Origin of the sequence: Sporosarcina luteola (genome assembly GCF_023715535.1) — a bacterium.
Taxonomy (GTDB): Bacteria; Bacillota; Bacilli; order Bacillales_A; family Planococcaceae; genus Sporosarcina; species Sporosarcina luteola_B.
Map to the genome: position 1 here is coordinate 1 of NZ_JAMBOI010000009.1, position 12,263 is coordinate 12,263.

8 protein-coding genes are annotated in these 12,263 nt (G+C 46.3%); all 8 read right to left on the reverse strand.

Annotation, left to right across the window (positions count from 1 at the left end):
- Positions 1-164: 164 nt before the first annotated feature.
- The 8 genes from M3191_RS14060 to M3191_RS14095 all read right to left on the reverse strand — a co-directional run bounded on the left by M3191_RS14060 (position 165) and on the right by M3191_RS14095 (position 12,255).
- A complete protein-coding gene (locus M3191_RS14060) occupies positions 165-3,359 on the reverse strand; it encodes a BTAD domain-containing putative transcriptional regulator (protein WP_251701008.1) in 3,195 nt (1,064 codons plus the stop codon).
- Positions 3,360-3,505: 146 nt separating this feature from the next.
- Positions 3,506-5,107, reverse strand: a complete 1,602-nt coding sequence (locus M3191_RS14065) for a gamma-glutamyltransferase family protein (protein ID WP_251701009.1) — start codon at positions 5,105-5,107, stop codon at positions 3,506-3,508.
- A 331-nt stretch (positions 5,108-5,438) separates the two neighbouring features.
- Entirely contained in the window at positions 5,439-6,740 is a 1,302-nt protein-coding gene (locus tag M3191_RS14070) for a Na+/H+ antiporter NhaC family protein (RefSeq protein ID WP_251701010.1), read from the reverse strand.
- A 168-nt stretch (positions 6,741-6,908) separates the two neighbouring features.
- Complete coding sequence (locus M3191_RS14075; RefSeq protein ID WP_251701011.1) at positions 6,909-7,841, reverse strand: nucleoside hydrolase; 933 nt, start codon at positions 7,839-7,841, stop codon at positions 6,909-6,911.
- An 18-nt stretch (positions 7,842-7,859) separates the two neighbouring features.
- A complete protein-coding gene (gene rbsK / locus M3191_RS14080) occupies positions 7,860-8,744 on the reverse strand; it encodes a ribokinase (protein WP_251701012.1) in 885 nt (294 codons plus the stop codon).
- A gap of 16 nt (positions 8,745-8,760) precedes the next feature.
- Positions 8,761-9,735 carry a LacI family DNA-binding transcriptional regulator gene (locus M3191_RS14085; protein ID WP_251701013.1) on the reverse strand — a complete coding sequence of 325 codons (975 nt, stop codon included), beginning with the start codon at positions 9,733-9,735 and terminating at the stop codon, positions 8,761-8,763.
- A 93-nt stretch (positions 9,736-9,828) separates the two neighbouring features.
- Entirely contained in the window at positions 9,829-11,061 is a 1,233-nt protein-coding gene (locus M3191_RS14090; protein ID WP_251701014.1) for a NupC/NupG family nucleoside CNT transporter, read from the reverse strand.
- A 591-nt stretch (positions 11,062-11,652) separates the two neighbouring features.
- Positions 11,653-12,255: a hypothetical protein gene (locus M3191_RS14095; RefSeq protein WP_251701015.1), complete on the reverse strand. Its 603-nt coding sequence runs from the start codon at positions 12,253-12,255 to the stop codon at positions 11,653-11,655.
- Between the last annotated feature and the right edge of the window lie 8 nt (positions 12,256-12,263).

Sequence of the window (12,263 nt, forward strand, 5' to 3'; positions counted from 1 at the left end):
CCCGCCTCTCCAAGTAAAGTTGCGAGCAAGTGGATCCTAGGCATATTGTTTATTGCCAAATATATTTTTTGTAATACTTTGTGAAAGCATTGACAGGGAATTTACACAAGATAATGGACTTGACTCATATGAACGCAAAGACGGCCCGAAATCCGGGACCGTCTCTATAATTCATTCATAATCATCTTATACATCTGCTCTGTCGTTTCCATCGGTTCAATGGAGAGCTCTTCTTGTAAAACTGATTTGCATTTCCGATACCATTTGATCGATTGCGGGCGGTTTTGCAATTGATAGTGGGCGTACATGAGCAGACGGTATGCTTCCTCCCACGTCTGGTCAATCCGCAAAAGCTTCTCGGCCCACTCGATCGTTTTGCCATAGTCTTGCAATCTCGTATATGACTGGGCGAGGCGTTCGAGTGCTTGGATGTACAGCTGCTCGACACGTTCACGCTCTTGAGCAATCCAATCGACGGACAGCTTCTCCTCGAACAGTTTCCCTTTGTAAAGCGCAGCTGCTTTCAATAGGTGGTCAACCGCTTTTTCGGCGGTCTTCTCCGACAGGCCCGTTTTCACATGCCTTTTGAACCGCTCAAGATCTGTCCTGATATCCGCTTTCGGATTCAGCCGGTACATCGTCTGCTTCCGGAGAATGAAAAACGGGTTTTCCCGCGCACTGCGATTCGGCTCGATCACTTTCAGCAAAGCATTCAATGCCACTTTGAAATCGCGGTCGGCACTTTTGTCGTTGGCATCTTCCCACAGCGCCTGCATAATTTCCTCTTTCGGGACGTATCGATTTTTATTCAACAGCAAATAAAGAAAGATCTCCTTCGACTTGTCCCGCTGCCATTTCCGGTCGGCCACTTCTTCAAGCCCGAGATGAATCGCGAATGGCCCTAATAATTGCACTTCCATTTTATATCCGGGATGTGAAGCGGTGTCCTCTAAACCAAGTAGGTGGATTGCGTGCTGAATGTCGGCGTTTTCTTTATGGATATGGGCAGCTTTAAGTACTAAAGGATGAATGGACTGACGGTCGAACGGGCCGAAAATTGTGTCGGTCATCAAAAAGAAAGGGTAGTCTCGGCAATGCGTGAAAAAACGTTCCGCATGCTCTGAATAATGCTGGTCCGCTTTTGTCCGGTCATACAAATTCATCGACCAAAACGCTGTCACCATTTCCCCGTACAAATCACCGCACTCCCCGAAAAGCCGCCCCGCCTCATTCAGATGCTGTTCCATATCCGTTTCGTTGTTCGCGTAAAAATGTACTATTGCAAGTCCGATATGGATCAATGCAGACAACCAGCCATCATTGACGCGCTCCGTCTCCCGCAAGCCTGCTTCCCCGTACCGGATTGCTTCTGCAAAATCCCCTTGCCGTGCAGCCACGATAGACAAACCCATATACGGCTCTGCATTACCACGCGAAACGTTCAGCTCATCCATCCGCTCAATCGCCCGGATATAATGATCTTTGGCAATCGCCACATCGCCCCGATCGGCTATAATTTCCGCATGCCCCATACGGATGAGCCCGACCGCTTCGATAAAGCCCGATTTCTCCTTCCGACCAAGCTGTATCCCCCTCTCAGCACTCTCCAAAGCAAGTTCATTCTCGCCGGTCATCGAGTAGATCAAGGATAGGAGGATATCCGTTTCCCGGTGTGCATCAGGCAGCGTCAAACTGTCCACCCGTTCCGACAAGTACGCCTGCGCCTCCCGTAACTTTCCCGTGCGCAACGCAATCCTCGCATCCAAATTCCCTTCGCGTAGGATGCTTTTATCATGGATTTCCTGCTCCACCCATTTTGCAGCATCCGATGCCTTCCCCAGGTTGACGAGATTTTCCGCGAATTGCCGTTTCAACAATTCCATTTCCAATACGCTCGTCCTATCGCTTTTCTCGGCGAAAAGGATTGCGTTCATTAAATATGGATCCGCCAATCCTGGTTGGATTGTATCTAGATAAATATTAGCGATGCCGGCATGTGCACGCCCCGCAAAATAATCGTCCCCCCGTTTTTCGGCCGCTTCGATGCATGCCGAATATGCCACTCGTGCTTTCTCGTAAAAAGCACGGTACCGATGCGCCTCCCCTTCGAAGAAATAGAGAGGGTAGAACTGTGCGAAAACGTCCGGCGATAAGCCTTTGATGATTTCAAGCAGCCACTCGAACTGGCCGGCTTTAATCAGGGCAACGCCGTTGTCGACGATAATTTGTCCGATGAAAGATGTGTCCATGCTTTTTACGGCATGGGATATCGCTTGAATCGGGTTTGATTGCCGAAGATAAAATTCCGCCGCCTGTTTTTGGGTTGAATAAAACTGGTCGGAATTGACAGCTTGCCATTTCCGTTCCAAAAATTGTTGGAACAGCGCGTGATACCGGTATGTCCCTTCCCCTAGCGGTTGGATGAACACATGGCGTTCCGCAAGCTGCCGGAGTGTGTTTGCCGCTTCATTCCCATAAAACCTTTCGACTATCTCCAAGGAAAACGTTGGGAAGATCGAAAAGGCCAGCAACCATTCCTTTTCTTCTTCCCCCATCCGATTGAAAACTTCCTCGGAAAGATAGGCAAACAAGTCATGCAAGGCGGGTTTCATTGCAGTCGGCAAATGGATTTCACCACCGGCGAGATGGAGTGCAAGCAGATTGACGGCAATCGCCCATCCTTCTGTCAACCGGATGACAGAAGCTGCCTCTGCATCGGTAAGTGTTTGATCAAAATAATCCTCATAGAAGACGGCTACTTCCTCTTCCGAAAACAGAAAGTCCTCTTCCGACAGTTCGTTTAGCTGCCCCGTAACTTTCAACTTTACGAGGCTTGCCCAACGCGGACGGTTCCTCGTTGCGACGATTAGGCGGGTGTTGGGAGGTAATGAATCAACCATCTTTTCAACAAGATAATTCACTAAAAATACATGGTCGACGTGATGGAAATCATCTATCACAATGAAGAGAGGTGTATCGATTTCACAAAGCTCATTGATGAAAAGGGCGAGCCATCGTTCGGGATCCAATTCCTTTGGATGCAAATTCGGCCTGTCCCATTCGGATAACGATGCACCGAACTCCGGCACGACACGGCGAATGCTTTGCGTCAGATAGGTGATGAATGGAAGGACGTCGTCGTCTTCCCCTGTCACCGAATACCAGCTATACACAGCTTTCGTGTCATGAAAATACGCAGAAAGCCCCGAACTCTTCCCATACCCCGCCCCGCTATGCAACAACGTCAGCCTCACCCGGTCCGCCATTTTCATCTTTTTGACGAACAAAGCTCTCCGCATATACGTGGCGGACGGCGTCGGCGGCATCAGCTTGGATAGTAAAATGGGCTTTGTCTTCATCGATTCTCACCTACCCTGGTGTCTCTTTCTAACTATTTTATCACAAGAAGGTTCTGAATTGGTTGACACTTGTGGTTAAAAATAAAAAACCTCCTGTATCGATTCGTCTGGAACCGAGAAGGAGGTGTTTTGTCAGTATTTATATCTCACCAAGCCACAATCGTCCCATCCGTCCTTGATTCTGTTCCACCTGATAGGACGCCTGTTTCCGGATTGCGCCAGATGATCTGGCCACGACCGAATGATCCGCTGTCCAATGTCGGTACAATCTGATGCCCCAATCGGGTGAGTGCCTGTGCGATATGGTTCGGGAAGTTTGGTTCGACGTGCACTTTATTCCCCTCGATCCATTGCCAGCGCGGTGCGTCCAACGTCGCTTGCGGATTCAGATGATAATCGACCGTGTTGACGATGACTTGGAAATGGCCTTGCGGCTGCATGAAACCGCCCATGATTCCGAACGGACCGACAGCTTGTCCATCCTTCGTCAGGAATCCAGGGATGATCGTGTTGTAGGAACGTTTGCCTGGCTTCAATACGTTCGGATGTGTCGGATCCAGTGAAAAATCCATGCCGCGGTTTTGAAGCGTGATGCCCGTTCCCGGCACGACAACACCCGATCCGAAGCCCATATAATTCGATTGGATGAATGAAACCATATTGCCCTCTTCATCTGCAGTCGCCAAATAGATTGTCCCGCTTCTCGGCAAGTCGTACGGCTCCGGAACTGATGCCCGCTCTGTAATTGTAGCAGCCCGCTTCTTTGCATATTCCTTCGACAGCAAGTGCTCGATGTCAATCGGCATATCCTTTTCTTCAGTGATGAATGCTTTTCCGTCGGTAAACGCCAACTTCATCGCCTCAATCTGTTCGTGCAGCGACTGTACGTCGTTTATTGCCGCTGGATTCATTTCCGAAAAAATATTGAGCGCCATGAGCGTCACGACGCCTTGCCCGTTCGGCGGAATTTCCCATACGTCATAGCCTTTGTAATTCGTTGAAATCGGGTCCACCCATTCCGCTTTATACTTCTCCAAGTCGGATTTACGGAGATACCCATTGTTAGTCGCTACATGCGCATCAATCAAATCCGCAAGCTCTCCTCTATAGAACGACTCCGCATTCGTTTCACCGATTGCACGCAGCGTCTTCGCATGATCCGGCGACTTCCACATTTCCCCAATTTCGGGAGCCCGACCATCCGGCGCGAACACTCTGAACCATTCATCGAATTTATCGGAATCAAGCTCTACGAATTTCTTGTATGCAATGCGCCAATATTTCCCTAAAATCGGCGTGAGCGGGTACCCTTCCTCCGCATAGCGGATTGCCGGAGCAAGCGACTCGATCAAAGGCAGCTTGCCGAATCTTTTCGATAGCTCTGCCCAAGCAGACGGAACCCCGGGCACCGTAATTGGCGCATAACCCATTGCAGGAATCTTTTCATGCCCTGCCTCTTTCATCGCCTCAAGCGTCAACGCTTCCGGCGCAGGCCCGGACGCATTCAAGCCATATAGCTTGTCCTTCATCCATACAATCGCAAACGCATCGCCGCCCATTCCGTTCGTCGTAGGCTCGACGACAGTGAGCGCAGCGGCAGTGGCAATCGCCGCATCGACCGCATTTCCGCCCTTCTGCATCACTTCAATGCCCGCCTGAGCCGCCAGCGGTTGCGACGTCGCCACCATCCCTTTCCGAGCAAATACGGTGTGACGCGTTGTCGTGTATGGGTTATATAGGTAATCCATTTGTTATTCCCCCATTTTTTCTTCTATTATACGATACTTTCAAGCGAATGGATGAAAATTTTAGAAAACTTGTTCATTATTCAGTTTTCGACCGTTTCCGGTGCCCATTTTCGGTGCCTGTGCATCACACATTTATGACAATTCATCTAAACTCATAAAAATACAGCTATCTATCAACCATCAGTTGATACAGCTGACTTATTGGTTGTGGTTATACAATTGTAGCGCATAGTCTGAATAGTTTCTTACACAGGCACCAAAAACATCATCGACCGATTCAAGATGTGAATTAAAAAATCCCGCACTGGCTATGTGCCAAGCGGGATTTCTATTATGCTTCTCTTTTAAACCGCTGGTACCCAATCAAGATCGCAATAACACAGCAAATCCCCATCAGTACAGGGTAGAACGAATAGACGATGATGCTTAACGGTGAAATCGCCGCTAGTCCCGCAGCCGCCAACACTTGGACACCGTACGGCAAGACGCCTTGCCAGACGCTTGAGAATGTATCAAGCAAACTGGCCGACTTCCGGGGATCGATGCCGTACTCATCCGCGATGCGCTTCGCGACCGGTCCCGTAATGATAATTGCGATTGTATTATTGGCAGTTGCAATATCTGCCGCACTCACTAACCCTGCAATGCCAAATTCGGCGCCTTTTTTCGATTTGATTTTGCTTGTGATGACACGCAGTAAATAATCAAGGCCCCCATTATGCTGAATGATCCCGACGATTCCGCCAATCAAAATGGAAACAATCGCTAAATCCTCCATGGACATAATTCCAGCTGAAGCCGTCTGCAAGAAACTAGCCAGATCGTAGGAACCATCCAGCAGTCCAATGACACCCGCAAAAATCGTGCCACCGACGAGCACGACCAATACATGCGCACCGAGCAATGCCGCCACTAACACAGCCACATACGGCAAGATTTTAATCAATTCAAACGGGTATTCACCAGTAAGCTCCGCTGAATTGCCATGCGTCAACACTGCGAGAAGAACCATCGTCACAATCGCACCCGGAAGGACAATGAAGAAGTTCACTTTGAACTTGTCCTTCATTTTTGTATGCTGCGTTCGGACCGCCGCAATCGTTGTATCCGAAATCATCGACAAATTATCACCGAACATCGCGCCGCCAATGACCGTTGCCATCGCGAGTGCTACTGGTACGTCCGTTTGTGCGGCAATCCCTACACCGATCGGCGCCAAAGCGACAATCGTGCCCATCGATGTCCCCATCGAAATCGATATGAAACAGCCGATGACAAACAAGCCGACAATGAGCAGATTCGCAGGCAGCAACGACAAACCTAAATTTACCGTCGATTCAACGGCCCCCATCCCTTTCGCCACGCCCGCGAAGGCACCCGCCAAAAGAAAAATGACAGCCATTAAAATGATATTCGGATGCCCCGCATGTTTCATGAAGACATCGACCTTGTTGCTGAACGTCTCCCGACGATTCATCGTAAGCGCCACAGCCGCTGCGACCAGCATCGCCACGTTCAAAGGCATATTATAAAAGTCTTTTGTCACAATCCCTGAGCCGATAAACAGGACAACAAAGACAATAAGCGGCAAAAACGCCAAAAGACTCCCTTTTTTCAATTGTTCATTCGACATATGCATTCCTCAACTTCATTATATTCAATACTGCAAGCAACCCAGTATAACATAAAAATCAGCTATTCAAACGAGATAACCACTCGCATGAAAGCTGATCTTGAATAGCTGAGCAAACTGCTGAAAATCCCGCCGTAAGCATAACGCCCAGCGGGACTTTTTGTTTCATTATCTCTTTAAGTACTCCAAGAAATCTTGCAGGAATCTTTCACTGTCTACACCGACGCAGATGTTGACGTTCGGTTCTTTCTTCAGGATGTTTCTGAAGTCACAGATCGTTTGACCGTAGCTGAGTTCGGATTGTGTTTCTACATCGACATAATATTTTTCTGTTTGGACGAATGTCGGATCTAGAGCGACACCGACCGATAACGGATCGTGCAACGCGCAACCGTTTATGCCGTACAGGTTAATCGAAAATTGTCTGTAATCGACAGTGCTTTGCTTAACGAAATCGTAATACTTCGTACCTTTTAATTCTTCGATATGCTCTTCTGTCAGCAACACTTGTCTCGTTACGTCTAAACTAACTAACGTAATGTTCATTCCTGAATGGAAAACGATTTTTGCCGCTTCTGCATCCGCATATATATTGAATTCAGATGTCGGAATCGTATTTCCTCTTCCCGCTGATTGGACGAGGCCTCCCATAATGATGACTTCTTTCAGCCATTCAGCCAATCTCGGCTCTTTACGTACAGCCAACGCAACGTTTGTAAGCGGCCCGACTGCAATTAGTGTAAGTTCACCTTTATGCTTTTTCGCTTGCTCAATAATAAAGTCCGGAGCAAAGACATCATGTTCAGGAAAATCGATCGCAATATCGTCAAGCGCTCCGCCGACACCGTCATTTCCGTGTACTCTGAACTCGTGATAAGGCTGTTTTAAGAGTGGACGGTCTGCACCTTTATACACGTTGATTCGGTCTTCCACTCCCAATAGCTTCACAATCCTATTGGTGTTGATATTCACTTGCTCGAGCGGGACATTACCAGATACTGCTGTAATCCCAAGAATATCTAGTTGTTTACTATTGACTGCATAAAGGATGGCGAGTGCATCATCTACACCCGTATCCACGTCTAAAATGACCTTTTTCAAACCACTCACTCCTATTACTTAGTTTTTACTGATTAGAAACTCCTGAACCTCAGGAGCAGTTGGCATTCCCGTTTGTGCGCCGAGCTTAGTCGTCGATAGAGCAGCTACTGCATTGCCATATTGACAGGCAGCTTCTACAGATAGACCCTGCCCCAATGCCACAGCAAACCCGGCATTGAATGAATCGCCAGCACCCGTAGTATCTACAACGCCAATGGTATAAGCCGGGATGTTCATCTCCTTGCCGTCCTGGAAATAAGAAACACCCTCACTGCCTTTAGTTAGGATCACTTTCTCAATGAGCTCCGCATGATTTTCCTCATTCGTCAAATGCTTGATTTCATGTTCGTTCGGTGTTAAATAATCGACACTGTTAAGTAGATCAGCTGGCAGCTCACGGATAGGAGCCGGATTCAAGATGACAATCACGCCATTATCCTTCGCAATTTCAACTGCCTTTTGGACACCTTCCAACGGTATCTCAAGCTGCAGAATTAGAATGTCGCTAGTTGCAATTACATCTCTCTTAGCTTCCACGAATGAAGCCGTCACATAATTATTCGCACCTGGTACAACAATAATATTATTATCTTTATTGGAAACGGTGATGGAAGCAGTTCCAGTCTGCGTAGCAACTTGTTCCACATTGCTCACGTCAACGCCTTCGCTGTTAAGATGTGCGATCAACTCATTACCGAATAGATCTTCTCCTACACAGCCGATCATTTGAACGGCAGCGCCTAGTCTCGCGGACGCGACCGCTTGGTTTGCACCCTTTCCGCCAGGATTCATTTGAAACTGCTGACCGAGTATCGTTTCACCCATTTTAGGCAGTTGATCGGTAATCGTCACGATGTCCATATTGATACTTCCGACGATTGTTATTTTAGGGGCTTGTCCCATGATGATTTCACCCTCCTTACGTTGAATCTCTTTCCACTAATTGAACATCAAACTGATAAAATGTTTTTTCGATGTCCTGCCCTTTTATAAGCTTGATGAGTACCTTCGCCGCCGTCTGCCCTAACTTATACAGAGGCTGTTCGATTGTTGTCAGTTCTGGGATTGACGCCTTCCCTAAAGCGATGCCGTCAAATCCAATGATCGAAATCTCTTCCGGAACCTTCAATCCATGCTGATACGCCGCTTTCATCGCGCCAATTGCCATCGTATCATTTGCAGCAAAGATCCCATCAATCTCGGGATGTTGCCGTAAAAGCTCCAGCACAACCTCTGTTGCCGTTTCCATACGGTAGTTTCCATTGACGATATAACTTTCATTGAACCATTGTTCGCCTGACACTACTTCTCGATAGCCTTCGCAGCGCTCATTGGCGTTTACGATATCAATCGGTCCTCTAATATGAGCGATCTTCCTGCGCCCTTTTTCTTTTAAAAAACGGGTAGCCATTCGCGCGCCTTTTTTGTTATCTACGACAATAGTTGGGATATCTTTACTGATTTCCCTGTCTATGCAAACGACAGGTATATTCAGCTCGCGAATCGTCTTCTCCAGTATTGTGTTGGAGGAGATGATGATGCCATCTACATATTTCTGAAGCAAAACGTCTATATACCGCTGTGCTTTTTCCTCGTCTTCATCGGAATTACATAAAATCACGGTATACCCAAGCTTGGATGCAGTATCTTCAATCGCCCGGGCTAATTCAGGAAAGAATGGATTCATAATATCCGGCAGAATTAATCCGATTGTCTTCGACTGCTTTTTAAACAAGCTTCTTGCAACTTCATTCGGTCGATAGTTCAGTTCCGCGATGGCGGCCTCCACTTTCTTCCGTGTTTCTGCACCCACATACCCTTTGTCATTCAACACCCGTGACACGGTTGCAACGGATACGCTTGCGTATTTTGCAACATCTCTAATCGAAGCCATTACAAATCACCCCATTGGTAATTATCGGTAACCGGTTACAGATAGTTTGCATGACAAAAGGTTGTGAGTCAAGATTATCTATTAGTATATTGTTTAGAAGAAGAACAAACCTACAATCGCTCCATTTAGCAAGTTAGCTAAAGTAGCAGCAATCAATGCTTTAAGAGCCATCGCTTGAATATCCTTTTTACGAGTCGGTGCTACACCGATCATGATTCCGAGAATGATTCCGATTGATCCGATATTCGCAAAACCTGATAATGCAAATGTCAAAATTGCAATCGATTTTTCGGAGAACTGCTCCATCATTGTTGATAGCGATGTAAAAGCAACGAATTCATTCAAAATCATCTTTTGTCCAAGCAAGTTCCCTGCAGCTAACGCTTCACTCCAAGGAATACCGATGATGAGCGCGACCGGCGCAAAGATATACCCCATGATCGTTTCAAATGAAAGCTCAGGCAATCCGACTAGTGATCCGACTCCGCCCAATATTCCGTTCAACAATGCAACAAGCCCAATAATAGAAATCAAGATAATCCCTGCATTGACAGCGAGGTTTAACCCTTCTCTAGAGCCATTAATAATGACATCCATTATATTGGTATCTTTTTTAGATTCACCCATGTAGTCGTCCATCTCTTTCCATTCATCCGGATTGAGCGGTTCTGTTTCAGGAATAATGAGCTTCGCAAGCATTAAGCCTGCGGGCGCGGACATAATCGCTGCAGAAAGCAAATATTCAATTGGAATGCCCATTGCTGCCAACCCGATTAAGACCGCCCCGGAAACGGAAGCCAATCCACCAACCATGATGGCAAAGATTTGCGACCTGGACATCCGGCTAATATACGGTTTAACGGAAATAGCCGATTGTGTCATACCCAAAAAGATATTCATTGCAGCATTCGTTGATTCTACATAACCTGTTTTCATAAACTTTGAAATTAATCCGCCCATTACTTTGACAATAAATTGCATGATGCCAAAATAATATAATAGAGAGATAAGGGCAGATAGGAAAACCATAATCGTCAATACATTAATTGCAAATATAGATCCAACCGGGCCATTTTTATCTGCTAATGATCCGAATACAAAGGAGAGACCTTCCATCCCATAACCCATAACTTTATTGACACCGTCAGAGACAAACTCCACGACTGCGATCCCGGCTCCCCATTTCAGGACGATAAATCCTAATAGGACTTGCGCAAAGAACCCAACGAGCGCCGTTCGAACATTAATGATCTTTTTGTTTTCGGACATTAGATATGCAATAAAGATAATGACTGCACATCCGAAGATCCCCCATAGTATACTCATTCTCAAAATCCTCCTCAGTTTTCAGAAAAATAGGTAACCGGTTACACATTTTCTGTAAAAAAATATGGCAACCTGTTGTTTATCCCTTTTTCCATGACATGAACACTTATGTCCAAATACTTCCTCGATGTGTAACCGGTACCACAAAACGGTGCACGGTTCTCAAAAGGTTACTCTAATGAGTCTAAGATGCAAATAGTGTAACACATTTCTTAAAAAGTGTATTCTATTGAATTTGGATTGTCAATATGAATTTTCATAACGGAAAGTGTTAGACTTTTCATCAAAATCAAGCGACTCGATAACTTCGTGTCCAAATAAAAAAACGGGCTATCGTACGCACTTTAAGGAGTGAATACGATAGCCCGGTTTGTCAAATTGTTTTTGGCGTCTCACCCTAGAACGATAAATGATATTCGTGGGTTAAAAGAATTATTAAAACAATCAACCCACTAATTAATAGAGGACAAGACTAAGGCGGTGTATAGGGGAAAACCCCTATAGTGATGGATTGCCTGCATGCATGATGTTTCACTGGTAAATGAAAACACAAAAAATGCCTATCCCGTTACCAGGTAGGCATTAGCTTAGTTAATTTAAATCCTTACGAACAAACTCTGAATCGATTGTTGTTCCGAATTCTTTCTCCATTTGTTCGAAAACAGGTAGTAGGCCATTCTTGATGATCGTAGAAATTTCACCCTTCTTCCTCTTTTCAACCGCTTTACCAAGCTTGGATACCTCAGCTTGCATGTGTGACATCAACTGATGATACGTTTTCCAGTCCGAAGGGCGTTCCGTGCTATTGCTAACAAGCTTCAACATATCATTCAGCCATTCCATCCCGCCAACCAACATATCGAATCTGTCCCATGTTTCATTTGTCGGAACACGGCCGAAGTCATCAGCAAGTGTTCTTGCCTCAGGAATCGCACGCTGAAGGTACTCTTCCGCGGACAGAATAACGTCATTCATGAATTCCTTTTCTGTCTTTATGACAACCTCAAGCTCCTCGATCGTATCCAACTTATGCTCCAAATACTCCTCATGTTCATCGTAAACTTCTTGGCCATCGGCAATAAAATGGCTGAAATAATGCCCTTCAGTCACGCTATCATTGATCCGTTCAATCACTTCGTCTACTGATGGCATTTCTGTATACTCAATTTGCTGTTCTCCGATAATTAATTTCATTAGGATTT